Below are 20,960 nucleotides of genomic sequence, written 5' to 3' on the forward strand. Positions count from 1 at the left end.
CTACCCACCAAAGATGTGGGACGAAAGAATTTAAGAGCTGCTACATCACTTTGCTATGAAGTTTGTTTGATATAGCCTAGTTGCAATAGTAACTTAAAATTTCACTTTGCGGGTTGGGCACTGCCTCTTACCGACAACGTTAAAGCTAATGGCGAAAAGCTAATCTGCATGAAAAAAATTATAATTGGTGTCATGGGACCAGGAGCAAACGCTACAGAAACCGACTTAGAAAATGCTTATGAACTCGGACAATTAATTGCCAAAGAGGGATGGGTTTTGCTGACTGGCGGCAGAAATGCTGGTGTGATGGAGGCGGCGAGTAAAGGGGCAAAACTTGCTAATGGTTTAACAATTGGGATTCTTCCCACTAACGATACCAGCGCGGTTTCTGATTCAGTAGATATTGCGATTTTTACGGATATGGGAAATGCGAGAAATAATATTAATGTTCTTTCTTCTGATGTTGTGATTGCTTGTGGCATGGGTGCGGGAACCGCTTCGGAAATTGCTCTGGCGTTGAAGAACCATAAAAAAGTGATTTTGTTAACGAATCATCCAGAAAGTAAAGCCTTTTTCCAAAGCTTGTCTGAAGACTCTATTTTGATTGCCAATACTCCAGCAGCGGCAATCGAAATGGTTAGAGGAGTTTTGAGCCACTATTAATTATCCCTTTGGATAGATGCAATCTAGAGAAATTAGTGGGAAGTATCGTTTAAATTGCCAGAAAGCGTTGATTTTGGCTGTCTCTTGACTTTTAAGGTACAATCCAGTGGTTAAGTTTTATATCGATCAGCGATCGAGGTTGCGATCGCGCGAGACTTTGATCCTTAAGAAGAAAAAACTTCTCCCTTAGTTTTAAGCTAGAAAGCAGTTAGTAGAGGATTGAACACAATGGCATTTGAATTACCCCCTTTACCTTACGCTCAAGACGCTTTAGAGTCGTCAGGTATGTCGGCGCGGACACTTGAGTTCCATTACGGCAAGCATCACGCTGCTTACGTGAACACTCTCAACAACCTGGTTAAGGACACGGAACTAGCCGACAAGTCCCTTGAAGAAATCATCAAGGCAACCTACAAAGCTTCAGACAAAGCTGCTATCTTCAACAACGCTGCTCAGGTGTGGAATCATACCTTCTATTGGAATGGCATCAAGCCAAATGGAGGCGGCAATCCAAGTGGCGAACTAGCGGAAAAAATTAACGCCAGTTTCGGTAGCCTCGACAAATTCAAAGAAGAGTTCAAAACTGCTGGCGGCACCCAATTCGGTAGCGGCTGGGCTTGGTTGATCAAGGATGGTGACACCCTGAAAGTAGCCAAGTCTCCGAACGCAGAAAACCCGATTGCTTACGGACAAACTCCCTTGCTAACGATGGATGTTTGGGAACACGCCTACTATCTGGATTACCAGAATAGCCGTCCAAACTTCATGCAGAACTATGTTGACCACTTGATCAACTGGGACTTTGTTGCCCAAAATTTATCGGCTGCTGCTTAAATAACTGCTGATGTTTAAGCTACGTCAAATTTAATCGTCTTGAAAACAGTCACCTTTTAAGTAGTGGCTGTTTTTTTATGATTATCTGTATTTGGTTGCCTTGCGGGAAGCGAAAGTAATTCAAAAAACTATATTTAAGCGTGATATTACGTAAGCAGCAAGTTGAGATTCCTTGCATACATAACCTTTGAACCGTTGTCCCTACCGATAACCTTATCCACAACACTGACCAACTTTGCCAGGCGGCTTCAACTAGGTTGTTATGCCGCTTGGAGCGGATTTCCTACTACCTTAAACGTTACTATAAATCAGTTTTGTCAAGTATAGCTTGACAAACAGGCGGGTGAATATGTAAAGTAATACTTGACAGAGAACAGACAAAGCCATGAAAAACCGACTGAAAGAACTTCGACAACTGCACCAGTGGTCACAATCTGACCTTGCTAGGGAATTAGGAGTCAGTCGTCAGGCTGTCAATGGTTTTGAATCTGGCAAGTTTGACCCCAGCCTAGATATGGCTTTTAAAATTGCTAGTCTGTTCAACGTTGCACTTGAAGACGTTTTCATCTACGAAGTAAAAAATTCTATGCAAACACTGGTTGAGCGATTCAAAAATTATTTTGGTTTCGAGTTTGGTTTCGAGAGGTTTACTGAAAAGGCAATCAACGCGATTAAGTTTGCACGAAATGAGGCAACACATTCGCAGAAATCACAAGTCGAGCCAGAACATCTGCTTGCTGGCTTGCTGGCTGATCCGACCACAACAAGTGCTCGTTTACTTCGAGCCAATGGCTGCCAAGCGGACATCGACACTCATGAAAATTCTTTTGAATCCCATGAGAATCCAAGATTTAGCCCACAGAGTAAGTTTGTTCTAGAGCTTGCCTTGCAAGTCGTTCGTCTTCAGGGTAATAAGTCTATTGGGACTGAACATCTCTTGTGGGGTTTAGTCCGTCTAGCAGAAACAGACAGGACTACTCTGAGTGACCTGTTTCAAAGATACGAAATTGATCTTAATGCTCTAAATAATCAACTAGCAGAAACGGTTTATAGCAATTCTCAGTTGCCTAGATGACACTGTAGGGACACGGCAATGCCGTGTCCCTACGAACATTCATCTTACACCCAGTTGAGAACCGCTATAAATTCAGGACAGAAACTGGCTGAGGCTACCTAGTTTCACACTTATTCATGGAATTGACATTCACTTTTTCAGGTGCAAGATATAAGTTTAAAGAAAGTAAAATTACCACCAGCTAATCATGGATAGTAAAGAACTAGCGCAATACATCGAAGCAACAGATAGCATCTCCAAGCCTTGGCTATTAGTGCAATTGCGGCTAAAGAAACTCCAAGAACGCCGCTCAACGATTTCCCCAGAGGAATATGCCAAAGAATTAGCAGATATTCATCAGGATTTAATGAATCTGGGTGAGTGGTGGCGAGGTAGAGAAGAGGAGGTATTTGGTTGAAAAAAGCTCATCGAATGACTATCGTCCGATAGGCATAGGCTTAGCGACCAGTCTTAGCGACCAGTGTTGGTGAAGTCTAAGGCAAAAGAAAGGCATAGCGATCGCTAACTGGAACTCGATCTCACTCTGCTTAACGCCTTTCTGTGGATAGGGTTGCGGTCGTCTAAGTCAAGATACGATGAATTTATAACACAGCCAGAATTAAGATGAGCGCATTTTAAAAATGAGTGGTAAAGCAATCAGCGCGAATCAGCAATCAATTCAGATTGAATTAACTGGTTGGAGTTGCAAGTAACCATGAATACCTGCCTGTCTGCCTCCCAGTAGAATATATGTCAAAAGCGAAAAAGACCGCGCCAACATCACATAATATTGACCTAAACCATCCGCAGTACTATTTCAACCGAGAACTCAGCTGGTTGGAATTTAACAATCGAGTTTTGCATGAAGCGATCGATCCTCGGACGCCGCTACTAGAACGCCTAAAATTCATGGGAATTTTCAGCGCCAACTTCGATGAATACTTTATGGTGCGCGTCGCTGCTCTTAAGCAACAGGTAGACGCAAAAGTAGACCTGCTGACGCCCGATGGTCGAACGCCGACCGAACAGCTAGAAGAGATTAGCTTGGCAGCGCGACCCCTGGTAACGCAACAGCATCAACACTTTGAGAAAGCATTGCGACCCTTGATGACCGCGCAAGGCATTCATCTTCTAGACTACGTGGATCTGAACCAGGAACAGCGGGCTTACCTGCAAAACTATTTTGAAGAGCAAATTTTCCCCGTTCTCACCCCCTTGGCTGTCGATCCCAGCCATCCTTTTCCTTATATGTCCAACCTCAGCCTGAATTTGGCTGTGGTAGTGAAAGACCCGGACACGGGTGAAGAACTGTTTGCCAGGGTGAAAGTCCCAAAAGTTTTACCTCGATTTTTGCCCTTACGGTTGGAGTCTAGGCTGGGAAGTCAATCGTCCGCCCTCGAAGAGGAACGATTCCGGAACGAACGACTGATTTGGATGGGTGTGCCTCTAGAACAGGTGATTGCCCATAATCTAGAGTCGCTGTTTCCGGGGATGAATATCCAGGAATATCACCCCTTCCGAATCACCCGCAATGCAGATTTGGAGGTAGAAGAAGATGAAGCCGACGATCTGATGCTGGCGATTGAGCAAGAACTGCGTAAGCGTCGAGTGGGTGGTTCGGCAGTCCGCATGGAAATTCAAGCTTCTATGCCCGAATCGGTGAAAAAGATGCTGCTGCGGGAACTGGGGCTATTGGAGCGGGATGTTTACGAGGTGGACGGGCTATTGGGTCTGGCAGATTTGATGTACTTCATGCAATTGCCACTCCCGGAACTGAAAGACCCGGCATGGACGCCAGGGATACCCCCACGCCTGCGACGGCTCAGCGAACCGGATCTGGATGAGGGAGAAGATATTTTCTCGGTCATTCGCACCGCAGATTTAATGGTTCACCATCCTTATCAATCTTTTGGGGGGACGGTACAGCGCTTCATCACCCAAGCGGCAATCGATCCAAATGTGCTGGCGATTAAAATGACCCTCTACCGAACATCGGGGGATTCGCCGATTCTGAATGCGCTGATTACAGCGGCTGAGCATGGCAAGCAGGTGGCGGTTCTAGTAGAGCTGAAAGCCCGTTTTGATGAAGAGAATAATATCAACTGGGCACGCAAGTTAGAACAAGCCGGGGTTCATGTGGTCTATGGCTTGGTAGGTTTAAAAACGCACACCAAAGTAGTTTTGGTGGTACGGCGGGAAGAAAACCAGATTCGCCGGTATGTCCACATTGGCACAGGTAACTATAATCCCAAAACCGCTCGGATTTATACAGATGTGGGGCTATTAAGCTGCCGCGAAGACTTGGGGGCGGATTTGACGGATTTGTTTAATTACTTGACGGGTTACTCGCGACAGCGGTCTTACCGCAAGCTGTTGGTGTCGCCAGTGAACTGCCGCGATCGCTTTCTGAGTTTGATCCGCCGCGAGATAGAACATTGCCATCATGGCAGAAGCGGTCGAATTGTCGCCAAAATGAATTCACTGACAGATCCCCAAATCATCGCGACGCTTTACGAAGCTAGCATCGCCGGAGTCAAAATCGATTTGATTATCCGGGGAATTTGCTGTCTGCGACCCGGTTTGGAAGGGGTGAGTGAAAATATCCAGGTAATCAGCATTGTCGGGCGCTTTCTAGAACACTCGCGGATTTTTTACTTTCAAAATGCTGGCAGTGAGGAAGTTTATATTGGCAGTGCAGATTGGATGCGCCGCAACTTAGATCGACGGGTAGAAGCGATCGCGCCAATAGAAGATCCCGAAATTTCTAAAGATTTACAAGAAATCTTAGGGATTATGCTTGCAGATAACCGTCAAGCTTGGGATTTACAACCCGATGGTCGTTACATCCAACGCCGTCTTGGTGACAAGGAAAGAGAACAAAGTGCCCAGAAAATTTTGATGGAGATGGCACAGCAATAAGGTAGTGGGGAATGAGCGTGTTGAGTTTTGAATTTTGAGTTTTGAATAAAAGAACTCTGTTTAATTCAAAACTCAACACTCATTACTTCAAACTTTTTCCCAATTATCCATAACCCCTAACATCGATTCCCCCTCCCCCCCTTGCCAACTGCTCCAGACCGTCCGACACTGGTTTTGGGAGTTGACTGGCAATCGAGAGGTTTGAAGTGAAAAAAGTTCTAAGCATCATTCTCGGAGGTGGCGCAGGCACCCGCCTTTACCCGCTGACCAAGCTGCGAGCTAAACCAGCCGTGCCTCTGGCAGGAAAGTATCGCCTGATCGATATTCCCGTCAGTAATTGCATTAACTCAGAGATTTACAAAATCTACGTCCTGACCCAATTCAACTCAGCTTCCCTCAACCGCCATATTGCCCGCGCCTACAGTTTCGCTGGGTTCACAGAAGGGTTTGTGGAGGTGCTAGCTGCCCAGCAAACGCCAGAAAACCCCAACTGGTTCCAAGGCACTGCCGATGCTGTCCGCCAGTATCTTTGGCTGTTGGATGAGTGGGACGTTGATGAGTACCTGATTTTGTCAGGAGATCATCTCTACCGCATGGACTATCGTCAGTTCGTGCAACGCCACCGCGACACTAATGCCGATATCACCCTCTCCGTTGTGCCAATGGATGAGCGACGAGCGTCTGATTTTGGCTTAATGAAAATTGATGACACCGGACGGGTGGTAGATTTCAGCGAAAAGCCTAAAGGCGATGCTCTGAGGGAAATGCAGGTCGATACGACGACGCTGGGATTAAGCCCGGAGCAAGCGAAGAAAAATCCCTACATCGCCTCAATGGGGATTTATGTCTTCAAAAAAGAGGTGCTGATGGAGCTGCTGCAAACTAACCAAGATCGAACCGATTTTGGGAAGGAGATTATTCCAGCTTCGGCGCAGGATTTTAACGTCCAAGCTTATTTATTTAATGACTACTGGGAAGATATTGGAACGATGGAGTCGTTCTACGAGGCGAACCTGGCTCTCACCAGGCAACCGCAGCCGCCTTTTAGTTTCTACGATGAGGAGGCTCCGATTTACACTCGCGCTCGTTACTTACCGCCCAGTAAGCTATTAGATTGCCAAATTACCGAGTCGATTATTGGGGAAGGCTGCATCCTGAAAGAATGCCGGATTGAGCATTCTGTTTTGGGAGTGCGATCGCGCATTGAATCGGGTTCCTTAATTGAAGACTCCCTCGTCATGGGTGCCGACTTATACCAACCCTTCGCCGAACGACAAGCTCACTGTGAAGACGGTAAAGTTCCCTTGGGCATTGGTTCAGATACCCGGATTCGCCGCGCCATCATCGACAAAAATGCTCACATTGGTTGCAATGTGCAAATCATCAACAAAGACAGAGTGGAAGAAGCTGAGCGCGAAAGCGAAGGCTTCTACATCCGTAGCGGCATTGTTGTGATCCTGAAAAATGCCGTGATTCCGGATGGAACCGTCATTTAGGGTAGAAATTAGTCCGGGGAATTACTAATTGGGAAAAAGTTTGAAGTAGAGACGCGATCTCGCGTTTGAATTTGGGTTTTGAATTAAAGAGAGTTCTTTAATTCAAAACTCAAAACTTAAAACTCGAATTACTAACTCCCAACACCGAAACATGACTCGATTAATTCTCCTAATTGGGTTGCCCGGTAGCGGCAAATCTTCTCTGGCAAAACAGCTCGTAGCAGAATGCCCTCAGCATCGGCTGATTGCCACAGACGCGATCCGGGAACAACTGTTTGGGGATGAAGCGATTCAAGGGTCGTGGCTGTTGGTGTGGAGCGAGGTACAGCGCCAATTAAGCCAAGCATTTAAGGAGAAAAGACAAGCAATTTTTGACGCGACGAATGCAGCTCGTAAACATCGACGGGAAGCGATCGCGACTTCTCGCGATCGCGGTTTTACCCACATTACCGGCTTGTGGCTGGATACGCCAGTGCAAGAATGTCTAGAAAGAAATCGATTAAGACTCCGCCAAGTTCCAGAAGAAGTTATTTTACAGATGCACCGCCAACTGGTAGACGCTCCGCCCACCCTTGCTGATGGACTCGATCGTTTAATCCGTTATTCAGCAGCAAGTACGGAAATCGCGATCGCACCAGTGCGGACAAACCGAACTTATATCCATTGACTGATTTGATACCCTATCTCTGAGAAGGTAAAAAATAAAACTTAAACTAAATTTTTAGACGAGAGGAGGCAGGTTGATGGCTGCGACCGATTTTAAAGACTATTACGCCATCCTGGGAGTCACTAAAACCGCTAGTGCCGATGAAATCAAAAAAGTCTACCGGCGATTGGCACGAAAGTACCACCCCGACATGAACCCGGGCAATAAAGAAGCTGAAGCTCGCTTCAAGGAAGTCAGCGAAGCCTACGAAGTGCTATCCGACCCAGAAAAACGTAAAAAGTACGATCAGTTCGGACAGTACTGGAAACAAGTCGGTGAAGGATCGTCGCCCTATCCAGGTGGAGTGAACGTCGATTTTGGCGGCTTTGACTTTAGTCAATACGGCAGTTTTGATGAATTTGTCAACGAGCTTCTGGGCGGCTTAGGGGGTGCCAGTGCCCGCTCTGGCAGTCGTGGGGGACGCCGCACGGCTTATCGTCCTTCCACAGGTTCCGCAGGGTATACAGACTTTGGCGGGTATTCTGGCTTCGATCCGCAAGCGGCAGGAGCCGCCGCCGATCGAGAAGCGGTCATCAAACTCAGCCTATCCGAGGCTTTCCAGGGCGTCCAGAAGCGTTTAGATTTAGGCAATGAAGCCATTGACGTTCGGATTCCCCCTGGCGCTAAACAAGGCAGTCGCATTCGCGTCAAAGGCAAAGGCTCCGTCAGCCCCTACACTCAGCAACGGGGTGACTTGTACTTAAGCGTGGAGCTGCTTCCCCACTCGTTCTTCCAATTTGATGGCGATAATCTGGTCTGCGAAGTGCCGGTAACGCCAGATGAAGCCGTGTTGGGGGCACCCGTGGAAGTGCCGACGCCGGATGGTTCTGTCACCGTCAACGTTCCCCCTGGCGTCCGTTCGGGACAATCTCTGCGGTTGCGCGGCAAAGGTTGGCCCAACCCGAAAGGCGGACGTTCTGACCAACTGGTGAAGATTTTGATTGTGACGCCGAAAGAGCTGAGTCCTACCGAACGAGAATATTACGAGAAAATCCGGGACAGCCGTACCTTCAATCCTCGCAGTAATTTACCGCAGGTACGGCTGTAGAGGTTTGAGCGTCTCCTCCAAACCCCACCCCCCTTGCTCTCCCACACTTGCTTTCTCGCAAAGGGGCAGGGGGGTTTCTTTTAAGGGGAAGGTCTGGTCGTTTCTGCCGATTCAGGGGAGGGAGTGGTCGTCTCAGACGGTGACGGGGAGGGAGCAGGAGGGTTTTCCACGCCGATATCCAGTTGATAATCAACGGGCTGGGAAGCTTCGGAAACAACGATGAATTCGTAGTAGCCTGATTGAGGCAGCGTTCCCGACCAAGTTTTTTCGGTGGAGTCTTCCAGGATTGCCGGAAACGTTGTGGTTGGGGGATAAACGGAAAGCCGCAATTTTGAACTACCGACAAAGTTAAGTGCCAATAATTGATCTTTTGCAAAGTTGCCGATGTAGGCTTTTCCTTCTCCTGGCTGGAGGGTGCCGCTGACTCGTTTGCCCACCGCCCCCGGAGCAAAGCGAATCGTTTCCAGCGCCTCTTTAGATTGCACTGCCTTGACTTTCTCCGCCGCGATCGCGTGCCAGATTTGACCGACCGGCTGATTTAGAAAATCTTTGCCCCGCTGTTCTGGAAATACTTGGAAAAATGCTACATCTGCCAGATCGTAGAGGGCGCGACTGCTCAGGCGTTGCTGGTTGACTTGCCCTTTCCAGCGATCGCGATCCGCCGCACCATAGCTTCCCAAACGCTGTCTCTCTGCGCCCGGTAATTTTGTCTGATCTAGCTTGTCGAGCAATTCAGTCGCGATCTTGTCCCATTGCTCTCGCAATTGCTCATTTTCTGACCCATTGCCTAGCGTGCGCCCTCGTTGATTGGGATTCTGAGTCCAGAAAACTTCATTCACCCAGTTGACATAGAAATTGTAGTTAACACCGAGACTCTGACGGCGATCGCGCAGCTGTTGCTTGCGTGCCTGTTCCTCAGGCGAGAACTGCGGCGAAGGATTCTCTTGATCGACTGGCGGCGAAGAACTGGGGGACGGTGTGGTGTCGGAGGTTTCTTCCCCCGGCTTCGACAGGGATTCTATCCAAAGATTGCCAGCCCACCAGCCGATTCCAGTCGCACCTGTAATCAGCAGCGACACGAGTAAAGTTTTTCCGACTAAGCCAAGAAAGGGGGATTGAGGCTTGGGGGTTGCCGTTTGCGGGTTGGAAATTTGCGGGTTGGAAATTTGCGGGTTGGACGTTTGCGGGTTAGAAATTGGCTGCGGTAATGGATTGGCAGCCGGGATGGGCTGGGGAGAATTGGGGATTGCCTGTGGGGGGTTGGCGATTGGCTGCGGAGGCGGGGGAACTTGGGCACGAGCCACTACCATTGTCGGTGCCATTGGGGGCTTGGTGGGCGGCTGAAGGGAAGGAAGATTGGGCGCTGGGGTAGGCGGGTGGGCAGAGGAGAGGCTCTCTAAAACAGCGCTGGCAGATTGATAGCGATCGCCCGGTCGTCGTGAAAGCATTTTATCCAACACTGCCCCCAGCAGGGGACTCAGGTTGACTTCCCGCCGCCAATTCCACGAAAGCGTTTCGTCGTCGATTAGCTCTTGCGGCTGTTTACCTGTGAGCAGCACCAACATTGTTGCCGCCAAAGCATATAAATCGCTATGAGGAAACACAATTCCTCGTTGCATCTGCTCATCGGGAGCATATCCGGGCTTCCCTAGCCGAGTATGGATGGTTGCTGTTTCCATCCCTGGTGTTTCGCTAAACTCCGACTCCACTGTGGCGGCGACTTCCTTGACGCCGCCAAAGTCAATCAAGATGGGCAATTGGTCAGAAGCTCGCAAAATCATGTTATCTGGGGAAATATCGCGGTGAATGACCCCCAGTGAATGGATATATTCTAGAACAGGTAAGATTTGCAGCAGGATCTGCCGTACCTCTGGTTCGCTAAATCGCGATCGCTGCGATTTCCGCATATCGAGCAAAGCGCGATAGGTGTGACCTTCCACATAGTCTTGTACTAAAAACAGGCGTCCGTTGCCTTGCTGGTTCACCCGAAATAACTCTCGAAAGTTGGGAATTTGTGGGTGTTTCAGCTTGTAAAGAACCCCGGCTTCTCGCTCAAACAGTTCGGAAGCTTTCTGCAAAGCGTAAGTACCTTGCACCTTGGGGGCAAATTCCTTTAAAACGCAGGGTTCGTTGAAGCGGTTGAGGTCTTCAGCCAGATAGGTGCGTCCAAAGCCACCATGCCCCAATTCGCGGACAATTCGATAGCGATCGCCCAGCGTCATCCCCGGCAAAATACTATTACTGACCACGGAAGGCAGCGGTTCGCCACAATGCTGGCAAAAGCGACCATCGATGGGATTCTCGTGTCCTTTGGTGCAATAGAGGGGCATGATTAACCTGGGGCAATTCTGTGGAAGATCCAGTAACGGTATAACAAATTGACCGAGATTCTACCAAGTAATGCGATTGATGAAAGCGATTGAAAGCGATCGCCTTCCCTACGTTAGCCTGATCTTAATAACAAAACTGAGAGGGAGGACAATGCTAGAAGAACAACGTCAACGGGTACTCACCGCTTTTCAATCGTTCCTCAATACTCCCCTCCAGTGGCGGCTGCAACAGTATCGCAGCACCTCCCCAGAAACCGCCACGATGCAATTATTTCACGAAGTTGCTGCGACTGTCCCCGCCTACCAAGCTTTTGTGAAGGAACAAGGTATCGATCCAGATTCGATACAAACTTTTGAAGATTTCCAAAAACTTCCCTTCATTACCAAAGAAAATTACCTGTTGCGTCACTCGCTTGCAGACTTGTGCCGCAATGGACAATTAGAAGCGTGCGATACGATTGCTGTTTCCTCCGGTTCAACCGGAAAGCCGACATTTTGGCCTCGTTTCCTCACGGATGAACTGCAAATCGCCATTCGCTTTGAACAGATATTTCATGATAGTTTTCAGGCTGATACCCGCCGCACCTTGGCTGTCATCTGCTTTAGCTTGGGGACTTGGGTTGGGGGAATCTACACAGCAAACTGCTGTCGGTATCTCGCTAGTAAAGGATACCCGATTACGGTGATTACTCCTGGCAATAATAAAGAAGAGATATTTCGAGTCGTGCAAGAACTGGGTTCTGCATTTGAGCAAGTGGTGCTGCTGGGATATCCGCCATTTCTAAAGGATGTCATTGATAGCGGCATCGCGCGGGGTGTGGAGTGGCAGCAATATCACATCAAAATGGTGTTTGCGGGAGAAGTCTTCAGCGAAGAATGGCGCAATCTTGTCGGAGAAAGAGTCGGTTCTCAAAATCCTTGTTATGATTCTGCTTCGCTTTATGGGACAGCCGATGCAGGCGTTTTGGGCAACGAAACCCCGCTGAGTATCCGCATCCGTCGGTTTCTGGCAGAACATCCAGATGCTGCTAAGGCATTATTTGGGGAATCTCGCTTGCCAACACTGGTACAGTATGACCCACTAAGTCGCTTTTTCGAGGTTCACGAGGGCACATTGCTGTTTTCCGGCGATAACGGAATTCCGCTGATCCGCTATCATATCTCCGATACGGGAGGCTTAATCCCTTACGATGAAATGCTCCAATTTTTAGCAGAATGGGACTTCGATCCAGTCGCGGCGTTGCAAGGTGAAAGTGCCATTCCTCATCCCGAAACCTCCGGCTTAGGGCTACCCGAACTCAATCCGGCGGCGCGGGCTACACAAAGAGGAATTCCTCCCTTACCGTTTGTTTATGTGTTTGGACGGTCTAATTTCACGGTTTCCTATTTCGGCGCAAATATTTACCCGGAAAATGTGACGGTGGGGTTAGAACAACCCACGATTCGAGAGTGGGTGACGGGTAAGTTTGTGATGCAGGTTCAGGAAGATGCAGATAAAAACCGCTTCCTGTCCGTGGTTGTGGAGTTAGCGCCCCAAGTGGAAGCCAGTAAGGACAAGCAGCAAGCGATCGCATCTTCGATTCTTTCCCAGCTACGACGCCTCAACAGCGAGTTTGCCAACTATGTCCCCCCAACCTACCAAATACCGCAAGTTACCTTAACTCCCAGCGGCGATCCAGAATATTTTCCGATTGGCGTGAAGCATCGCTACACCCGCAAATAATTCTATAATTGCGTGCCTAATTCGTGCATTGCCTGGATAATCGGTTTCAAACTTTCCCCTAAAGGGGTCAAAGAATATTCCACTTTTGGGGGAATCTGCGGATAAACTTGGCGATGGATTATTCCGTCTTCCTCCATCTCTCTGAGTTGCTGCGTGAGCATCTTTTGGGTGATTCCTTCCAGCCCTCTTTGCAGTTCCCCAAATCGTTTAACGCCTGACCATAGTTCTGCCACAATCAAAAGCTTCCAGCGTCCGCTAATTGCTTTTAAAGTAGTTTCGGCTGGACAAGTCTTCCTTTCGAGATTCTCGCTTTTAGCTTCCATAGTATCTTTTTGGGTACTATCTTACTTTAAAGTGCATACTTTACACTTTATGGTTACATTTTTTAAACTATAAATATACAAAAATAAGGCACCAAAGAAAGCCAAGGATAACAAAAATGAGTCAACCCGTTATTGTCGATACAAAACCTATCATTCTTGCGCTTGAACCGGGTACTTACTTTTGGTGCAGTTGCGGTCAATCTCAAAATCAACCTTATTGCGATGGTTCCCATCAAGGCACAGAATTTCTCCCTGTAAAGTTCGTACTCGAAGACAAAAAACAGGTAGCATTATGCCAGTGTAAATACACCAGTAAGTCACCGTTTTGTGACGGTTCGCACAGTAAACTTTAGTATTTTTCACTACAAAAGCGCAGGCTATCCAAATAAAGTTTACTTGCACAAACTGGCAATATATTCCATCTTCTTAACCTGCATAAGCAGACGAGATAAACCGCCTCTCTACAACCAGGATAACTCCAGGCTTTAGCCGCTGGAAATTTAAGTTAAATAGGAGCTAAAAATGATTGCAATTCGGAAAGCAGAAGAACGCGGACACGCCGACCACGGTTGGCTCAATTCCTACCATTCATTCTCCTTCGCGAACTATTACGATCCCCAGCACATGGGATTTAAAACTCTGCGCGTAATTAACGAAGATAGAGTGCAAGCGAACCAAGGATTCGGGACACATTCTCATCGAGATATGGAAATTATTTCCTACGTGCTAGAAGGGGCTTTGGAGCATAAGGATAGCATGGGAACCAGTTCTATCATCCTTCCGGGTGAAGTTCAAGTCATGAGCGCTGGTACAGGAGTTACTCACAGCGAATACAACCATTCTAAAACTGACTTAGTGCATTTTCTGCAAATTTGGATTACGCCAAATCAAAAAGGATTAGAACCTCGATATGAACAGAAAATGTATTCGGCTGAAGAAAAGCACGGAAATCTCCGTTTAATTGCTTCTCAAGATGGTCGAGATGGTTCTGTTACTATCCATCAAGATGCTAATCTCTATGCAAGTTTGCTTGATGCTGGACAGAAGGTTGATTATCAAATCAAACCTAACCGCCATGCTTGGCTACAAGTTATCAAAGGCAATATCAGTTTGAATGGTAAGCCAATGGCTGCTGGAGATGGCGCTGCAATCAGTAATGAAAACCAGATTGCTATAGAAGCCAAAGATAACACAGAATTCCTGTTGTTTGATTTGGCATAATAGCCGAAGGTTATATACCTTTTAGGCAAAGATGATGATTTGGTCATAGGTCTTAGCTAGGCAGTTCTTTAACTTAGAGAAATCAAGCGATCGCTTGATTTCTCTAAGTTATTCTTTCGTTCAAAAAAGTTGTTTCTTTACAAGAGAAAAATGGTATAATAACGGGCAAAAGCATAACTATCAATGCAGATTACTCAATGTCTCCATGCAGCCATTCTCGTTTCTGACTTGGAACGAGCCGAGCAATTTTACGGGAACGTGTTGGGATTATCGAAGGTGGATAGAGTGCTGAAATTTCCCGGTGCGTGGTATCAAGTCGGCGAGTTTCAAATTCATCTGATTGTTGCCGACTCTATACCATCAGATTTAGTCAATTCTGAGAAATTAGGTCGAAATCGGCATTTAGCCTTCTTGGTCTCTAACTTAGACGCTGCTAAGGAGCAGCTTGTGGCTCACAACTACCCCATACAAATGAGCGCTTCTGGTCGCGCTGCACTATTTACTCAAGATCCAGATGGCAACATCATTGAGCTAGGTGAGTGAGCTGTCAACAATGAATTCTAAAATGAATTCTAATCAGGGCACTTTGGGAGCATCCCGCGAATTGCAAATACCTGCCCGCACACTAGAAGCGTGGGGCTACAGAAACGAAGCCTGCCGACGCAAGCTAAAATTAAACTCTTCAGGCTACCTCCGGCAGCTTAGCCCATTAATTCTGCAATGAAAATCATTGCATATTCCTACACTGACCCGTTACTTGAAGTTGCGCCCGATCCCTTAATTTGGGGTTGGGAAATAGATAGTATTTATCAAGATTTGGGGGAACGTCAACAATTACGTCAGCTTTTAGAAGATTGTAAAGAAGAACCCGCTAATTATTTATTAATCCGACGACTGGCAGAACTGGGAGACTCGGTGGAAGAAGTATGCGATCGCATCCTGGATCTCGAATCCCTCGGCATTCAAATGATTACTACTGAGTCAGTCGCGTATCATCAGACACCCTTGCAACTCCTGCAAGAAATTCAGAGTCGGCAGCGCAGCGATCGCATCCGTCAAGGACACGCTCAGCGGCGGCTCAAAGCGTCACCAGCACCTGGAAAAGCCCCTTACGGCTACCGACGAGGTAAAGACCGCTATATCCTAGACCGCAGCGCCGCGCCGGTCGTCAAAGATTTTTTTGAACAATTTCTGCTGTATGGTTCTTTACGCGGTGCGGTGCGCTATTTAGAAAAAAAATATGGCAAGAAAATTTCCGCGTCTACTGGACAACGCTGGCTAACGAACCCAGTCTATCGCGGTGACACTGCATATAAAAATGGTGAGATTCTCTCTGACACTCATGCTGCCATCGTAACTAGGGAAGAAGCCGCGCAAATTGACCGCTTGCTGCGCCGTAACCGCCGTTTGCCTCCTCGCACTGCTAGTGCAAATCGTTCTCTAGCGGGATTAGTGGTTTGTGGGGAGTGCCAGTCGCCAATGACGATTACCCGCGTCACCGCTTCCCGCAAACAGGGAGAATATCTTTATCTGCGCCCAACCAAGTGCTTTAAACAGCCCAAATGTAAGGCTATTTCTTATCAGGAAGTATTAGAGCAAACGATTGAGAGAATCTGCCAAGATTTACCCCGTGCAGTAGCGGCGATGAATGCTCCTAATATGGATGGAATTAAGGGCACGATTACCCATGAAATCGCCGCTAAGCAAGATATCTTAGCTCAGTTACCGACGCTTATAGAGAATGGCATTCTAGATTCAGAAACTGCCCAGTTACGCGCCTACAAGCTACGCACAGAAATTGCTCAATTGCAATCGCGGATAGCGAGTCTGCCACCAGTAGATTTACAAGCGATCGCGCAGGCTGTATCTATCTCCCAATTTTGGTTAGATTTGTCAGAATCGGAGCGACGATTCTACTTTCGAGAATTTATTCGTCAGATCGAGATTAACCGCCAGGATTCATCTTGGGAGATCGAGCTAGTTTTTATCTTTTAGCGATTAACGATAAAGTGTTGCGATCGCAATCTTATTTGAGCTGTAAGCCAACACTTCAGATACCCGGCTTCTCCGAGAAGTCCGGTATCTCGCCTTCACGAATCCTTGAGGAGTGCGATCGCGTACAGCCCTTTGGGCATGAAAACAGCGAGGCTTTAGCCTAGCGCCGACCTGTCGGTTCGCTCTTCACAAAGCCGCAACACGTACGCTAGCAACACTTACGCGAACAGAGTCAAGTCGGCGTTAGACTTTGCATAGCGATCCTAAATATGCCGATAGATGACTCAAAAAACTTTCCGTATGTCTTTCACTACTGGTATAAATTTTATAATTCGGAACGAAACGAGCGTCTAACCGCTGTAAAACTGAGTCTAAACGCTGCGAGTGTGTCCAACTCTGAGATTGTCCTACAGAGTTAGAGCAGGCATAGCGAGAGTTTTCCTCGGTCACTTTAAGATAGAAAATCCGGCTTTATTCTATAGAGTTCTGCAAACTTTATTAAGACATGGAAACTTACTTTGTGATTTTAGTCAGATGATTGAGTTAGATAAATCGCAAGTAATGAAGTTGGATTGCCGCTAAATACCACGGGCTTTGTTAAATATGGATCGTCAAACTTTTGCGTGGGGTCGTTCAAAAAAGAAGATAGGAGGATCTGACAAATGGACGGAAAGGCTGTGGATCTTAGGGTTATTCCTAGCGGCTATCCTGCTATTTGGAATCAATCTGGGCGTACTGCCTTTACGGGATTGGGATGAAGGAACAGTTGCTCAGGTTGCTCGTGAGATTTGGCAGGCAAAGTTTGATTCTTTGAGATGGCTGTATCCGACGTTGGGAGGTACAGAGTATCTAAATAAACCGCCTTTAATGCATCTGCTGATTGCCGGTGCCTATGCAATTGGGGGTGTAAATGAGTGGACAACGCGCCTACCTGGGGCGCTGTTGAGTGCCGCTTGTGTGCCGCTTTTGTATGGCATTGGGCGGGAACTATTCCGGCGACGCCTTCCAGCTCTTTTCTCGGCTTTGATTTACTTGACGTTATTGCCCGTTGTGCGTCATGGGCGTCTGGCGATGCTGGATGGGGCAGTGTTGTGCTTTTTCCTGTTCATGATGTGGTGCGTGTTGCGATCGCGTCGAAACTTGCGCTACGCTCTCGGTGCCGGTGTGGGGTTTGGGTTGATTTGCCTGACCAAAGGCATGATGGGATTATTGCTTTTAAATATCGCTCTGGTGTTTTTAGCCTGGGATACTCCCAGACTTTTGACTTCCCTCTATTTCTGGATTGGTTTGCTCTTGGGCAGTGTGCCGGTTGCTGCTTGGTATGGTGCCCAATTTCTCCACTACGGGCAAACCTTCGTGGATACCGGCATTTTTAGTCAATCCTTGCAGCGGATTTGGGCACCTGTTGAGAATCACGCGGGTCCCCCCTGGTACTATCTGTTGGAAATTTTAAAGTACGGCTGGCCCTGGTTATTCTTGTTACCCCAAGGATTGCGCCTTGCTTGGGAAAATCGCAATATGAGCTGGGCAAAACTGGTACTGGTGTGGATGGGTGTTTATCTAGTAGCCATTTCGGTAATGGGAACCAAACTTCCCTGGTATGTGCTGCCGATTTACCCAGCAGTGGCTTTAGTAGGAGGTGCCCAGCTAGCTGAAGTTTGGAATGCTCCGACTCAGAAATCCTATCCCCGCTCTTGGGTACCGCTTTTGACAGTCATGGGTTTAGTGGCGCTAAGCGGTAGTTTTTATTTTGCTGCATTTGGTCCCCAACCGAACTGGAATTTGCAATTGGTGTTTGCATCGGCTGCTTTGACTTTATTGATAACGGCAGTTTTGATTTATCAAAAAGACCTGCAATTTATTCCACTGCTCTTTTGGGGTACGTATGTAACGCTGCTGATATTCATGACATCGCCACACTGGATTTGGGAACTCGCAGAAGCTTATCCGGTTAAACCCGTTGCCGCAATGATTAAGCGCAAAACTCCCATCAATAAGCCAATCTACACATCCTACGATCATGGTCGTCCTTCTCTGAATTTTTATAGCGATCGCCAAGTCATCCCCGCAACGGATGCCGAACTCCAGCAACGTTGGAAAGGTGATGCTCAACCTTATTTTTTACTTGACCAACCCACCTTCAAGCAGCTGAATTTAAAGCCGGTGAAATCGCTTAATCAGGCTGAGGGTTGGTTGCTAATTACTAAACCGGCAGCCGTCAAACCAGTGAAGAGTCAGAAGCCACAGATTAAGAAGTAGAAAGTAGGCATTAGCAAGTAAATTGTCAATAGCCCAACTTTTTGCAAATATGGCAATTCTCTCTGGGATGCAGTTGGGTTTAAACCCACCCCTGTTCCTCCTGTAAACCCAGAGGGGTTCCCTATTTCCTTCTCTCTGTAAAGGTCGAGGGGTTAGGGGTGAGGTTCCTGTATATACTGCACTAAGAGTGAGAACCGCTATCTCTCTAGCGATCGCTATCGATAACAATTAAGCATTCAGACATCAAAGTTGCACATTGCCCAAATCATAAAACGGGCAAAATTCCGGATGCTCTGTTTATCCCGGCTAAAAACTCAAAATTTTCCCTAATTGTTCGGCTTTTAAAGCTGCTAGCCAATCGGTCGCAGTTACAATGAAAATCATGAATAAAAATTAAGCTTTTTCTCATTTTTCCTGTTAACCCCATCAATGAGCGCCACTCCATTGTCAGATGTGCTGTTGTCGGAATCATCCGCACCAACTTCTCCTGCTTCCCGTCTTACTAAAATTCTCAATCGACTCGAACCCTCACCCGAAAGCGTCGTCCTGCTGTTGGCTGTATTAATTGGTACCGGCACTGGGATGGGCGTTGTCACGTTTCACTATTTAATCGAACTCATCCACAGCTTGATGCTGGAAGGGGTGATGGGGATAATTGGAGGCTGGGGTGCCTGGACTTTAGCTTGTATTCCCATTTTGGGAGGATTAATCGTTGGTTTAATGCGTCTTGCTTGGCCCGATTTTGGGCCGAGTATTTCTTCGCTGATTGCCGCTGCCCAAGGCGTCCGAGAATTGCTACCCCTGCGGCCCGTCACCAAGATGGTTGCGGCGGCTGTTTCCCTTGGCAGTGGAGCCTCTTTAGGGCCAGAAGGACCGAGCGTGGAAATTGGCGGCAATTTTGGAATGCTGCTCGGTCAAGTGCTGCAAGTCTCTAGAGAAAGGCAGCAGTTACTCCTGGGTGCTGGAGCAGCGGCGGGTCTGGCGGCGGGTTTTAATGCCCCGATAGCCGGTGTTTTCTTCGCTTTAGAGGTAGTCTTGGGAACCACCTTTGCGACTTCAGCCGTGAGTGTCGTGTTGCTGGCAGCAGTTGTGGCGTCTTTGATTGCTCAGATTGGTTTGGGTGCCCAACCAGCTTTTACACTGCCTGTCTATGAAGTCCGCAGTCCTCTAGAATTACCGCTTTATCTGGGATTGGGGGTATTAGCGAGTTTGGTGTCGCTGACCTATACCCAGTCGATTCAACTGGCTCGTCGTTTCTTTCGCGGACAGATTGCCGGTTTTGAGTGGCTGGGAAAGGTACCGCGATCGCTTTGCCCGGTAATTGGCGGTGCCTGTTTGGGCTTGGTTGCTTTGCAGTGGCCCCAAATTCTGGGCATCGGTTACGAAACGATTGCTGCCATGCTTCAGGATGTGGATTTTCCGTTGGGGTTACTCCTCGCCTTGCTAGCGGTCAAGCTGATCGTGACGGCGATTAGTCTGGGTAGCGGTTTGGTGGGGGGTATCTTTGCCCCTGCTATGTTCCTCGGTGCTTCCTTGGGGGCAGCATATGGAAAAATTCTGGCAGCGATGCTCCCAGCCGCACCGATTCAGATTGCCGCAGCCCCAGCTTATGCGATGGTGGGAATGGCAGCCGTTCTGGCTGGCAGCGCCAGGGCACCCCTGACGGCGATCCTGTTAATGTTTGAGCTAACGCGCGACTACCGGATTGTTTTGCCACTGATGGCAGCAGTCGGGTTGAGTATCTGGCTGGTAGAGCGCTTCAATCCAGCGCCAACGAAAGGTCAAAATCTCCAACAGCTGGAACTCAATGTGGAGAAAGACCAGCAGATAGAAATTTTGCAACAGATGTTAGTTGCAGAAGCAATGCAAGTACCAGGTTTGATGCTAAGTGGTTCTTTATCAGTATTAGAGGCAGGTTTAGCTTTAACAAATGGTCGCTGCCGCAGCGCTTTAGTTATTGATGATGCCGAGCAGTTAATTGGCATCGTCACTTTACAGGATATTAATCGAGCGATGTCTACAGCTCGGACGCCAGTTACCGCTCCTACTGAAACCGTAGAAACAAACAACGTTCTTTGCAATGTCTCGAATAATTTAACCAGTCATCTGGCTCATCAGCCAGTTGCTGACATCTGTACAACTGAAATTCTGTATGCAAACCCTGATGAATCGGTAGCGGAAGCGATAGACCGGATGGCAGCACGCGGTCTCCACCAGTTACCCGTCGTTGACCGCGATCGCCCCCAACAAGTGTTAGGTGTGCTGGAGCAAGAGGGAATCGCTTTAGCTTATAGTGTCGCTGCCACGCGCAAGACACTGCGCCGCTATCTTCCCCTCAATCCGGTGCCGAAGGAGTTAAATTTACCACCCCTCAAGCAAACAGTTTAAA

At 47.8% G+C, this 20,960-nt stretch carries 19 protein-coding genes; 17 read left to right on the top strand and 2 right to left on the bottom strand.

Annotated features, from left to right (window positions below; genetic code table 11):
* Window positions 1–168 precede the first annotated feature (168 nt).
* The 8 genes from H6H02_RS16610 to H6H02_RS16645 all read left to right on the top strand — a co-directional run bounded on the left by H6H02_RS16610 (window position 169) and on the right by H6H02_RS16645 (window position 8,720).
* Window positions 169–663, top strand: a complete 495-nt coding sequence (locus tag H6H02_RS16610; RefSeq protein WP_190819710.1) for a TIGR00725 family protein — start codon at window positions 169–171, stop codon at window positions 661–663.
* 228 nt (window positions 664–891) lie between these two features.
* Entirely contained in the window at window positions 892–1,497 is a 606-nt protein-coding gene (locus H6H02_RS16615; RefSeq protein WP_190819713.1) for a superoxide dismutase, read from the top strand.
* Between the two features lie 385 nt (window positions 1,498–1,882).
* A complete protein-coding gene (locus tag H6H02_RS16620; RefSeq protein ID WP_190819715.1) occupies window positions 1,883–2,572 on the top strand; it encodes a helix-turn-helix transcriptional regulator in 690 nt (229 codons plus the stop codon).
* 187 nt (window positions 2,573–2,759) lie between these two features.
* Complete coding sequence (locus H6H02_RS16625; protein ID WP_190819717.1) at window positions 2,760–2,969, top strand: hypothetical protein; 210 nt, start codon at window positions 2,760–2,762, stop codon at window positions 2,967–2,969.
* 332 nt (window positions 2,970–3,301) lie between these two features.
* Complete coding sequence (gene ppk1, locus H6H02_RS16630; protein ID WP_190819719.1) at window positions 3,302–5,470, top strand: polyphosphate kinase 1; 2,169 nt, start codon at window positions 3,302–3,304, stop codon at window positions 5,468–5,470.
* 206 nt (window positions 5,471–5,676) lie between these two features.
* A complete protein-coding gene (locus H6H02_RS16635) occupies window positions 5,677–6,966 on the top strand; it encodes a glucose-1-phosphate adenylyltransferase (protein ID WP_190819721.1) in 1,290 nt (429 codons plus the stop codon).
* Between the two features lie 151 nt (window positions 6,967–7,117).
* Window positions 7,118–7,633 carry an AAA family ATPase gene (locus tag H6H02_RS16640; RefSeq protein ID WP_190819723.1) on the top strand — a complete coding sequence of 172 codons (516 nt, stop codon included), beginning with the start codon at window positions 7,118–7,120 and terminating at the stop codon, window positions 7,631–7,633.
* A gap of 76 nt (window positions 7,634–7,709) precedes the next feature.
* Complete coding sequence (locus tag H6H02_RS16645; protein ID WP_190819725.1) at window positions 7,710–8,720, top strand: DnaJ C-terminal domain-containing protein; 1,011 nt, start codon at window positions 7,710–7,712, stop codon at window positions 8,718–8,720.
* A gap of 80 nt (window positions 8,721–8,800) precedes the next feature.
* On the opposite strand, the gene H6H02_RS16650 is transcribed toward H6H02_RS16645, so the two are convergent.
* The gene (locus H6H02_RS16650) at window positions 8,801–11,050 is read right to left on the bottom strand and encodes a serine/threonine-protein kinase (RefSeq protein WP_199329269.1); all 2,250 of its coding nucleotides are present in this window, start codon (window positions 11,048–11,050) and stop codon (window positions 8,801–8,803) included.
* A gap of 151 nt (window positions 11,051–11,201) precedes the next feature.
* Between H6H02_RS16650 and H6H02_RS16655 the strand changes: the two genes are divergently transcribed.
* Window positions 11,202–12,773 carry a phenylacetate--CoA ligase family protein gene (locus H6H02_RS16655; protein ID WP_190819818.1) on the top strand — a complete coding sequence of 524 codons (1,572 nt, stop codon included), beginning with the start codon at window positions 11,202–11,204 and terminating at the stop codon, window positions 12,771–12,773.
* Window positions 12,774–12,775: 2 nt separating this feature from the next.
* Here the strand turns inward: H6H02_RS16655 and H6H02_RS16660 are convergent, their stop codons facing one another.
* A complete protein-coding gene (locus H6H02_RS16660) occupies window positions 12,776–13,096 on the bottom strand; it encodes a helix-turn-helix domain-containing protein (RefSeq protein ID WP_190819727.1) in 321 nt (106 codons plus the stop codon).
* 116 nt (window positions 13,097–13,212) lie between these two features.
* On the opposite strand from H6H02_RS16660, the gene H6H02_RS16665 reads away from it, so the two are divergent.
* From H6H02_RS16665 to H6H02_RS16700, 8 genes are all read left to right on the top strand, one after another.
* A complete protein-coding gene (locus H6H02_RS16665) occupies window positions 13,213–13,449 on the top strand; it encodes a CDGSH iron-sulfur domain-containing protein (protein WP_190819729.1) in 237 nt (78 codons plus the stop codon).
* Between the two features lie 169 nt (window positions 13,450–13,618).
* Complete coding sequence (locus H6H02_RS16670; protein WP_190819731.1) at window positions 13,619–14,317, top strand: pirin family protein; 699 nt, start codon at window positions 13,619–13,621, stop codon at window positions 14,315–14,317.
* 183 nt (window positions 14,318–14,500) lie between these two features.
* On the top strand, window positions 14,501–14,860 hold the full coding sequence (locus H6H02_RS16675) for a VOC family protein (RefSeq protein WP_190819733.1): 360 nt from the start codon (window positions 14,501–14,503) through the stop codon (window positions 14,858–14,860).
* Window positions 14,861–14,882: 22 nt separating this feature from the next.
* Window positions 14,883–15,041, top strand: coding sequence for a hypothetical protein (locus H6H02_RS16680; RefSeq protein WP_190819735.1), 159 nt, complete (start codon window positions 14,883–14,885; stop codon window positions 15,039–15,041).
* The gene (locus H6H02_RS16685) at window positions 15,038–16,312 is read left to right on the top strand and encodes a recombinase family protein (RefSeq protein ID WP_190819737.1); all 1,275 of its coding nucleotides are present in this window, start codon (window positions 15,038–15,040) and stop codon (window positions 16,310–16,312) included. The genes H6H02_RS16680 and H6H02_RS16685 overlap by 4 nt, the downstream gene beginning before the upstream one ends.
* Entirely contained in the window at window positions 16,282–16,476 is a 195-nt protein-coding gene (locus tag H6H02_RS16690) for a hypothetical protein (protein WP_190819739.1), read from the top strand. The genes H6H02_RS16685 and H6H02_RS16690 overlap by 31 nt, the downstream gene beginning before the upstream one ends.
* 439 nt (window positions 16,477–16,915) lie before the next feature.
* Window positions 16,916–18,571: a glycosyltransferase family 39 protein gene (locus tag H6H02_RS16695; RefSeq protein WP_190819741.1), complete on the top strand. Its 1,656-nt coding sequence runs from the start codon at window positions 16,916–16,918 to the stop codon at window positions 18,569–18,571.
* Between the two features lie 429 nt (window positions 18,572–19,000).
* A complete protein-coding gene (locus H6H02_RS16700) occupies window positions 19,001–20,959 on the top strand; it encodes a chloride channel protein (RefSeq protein WP_190819744.1) in 1,959 nt (652 codons plus the stop codon).
* Window position 20,960 lies beyond the last annotated feature (1 nt).

This window comes from Coleofasciculus sp. FACHB-1120, assembly GCF_014698845.1.
Taxonomy (GTDB): Bacteria; Cyanobacteriota; Cyanobacteriia; order Cyanobacteriales; family FACHB-T130; genus FACHB-T130.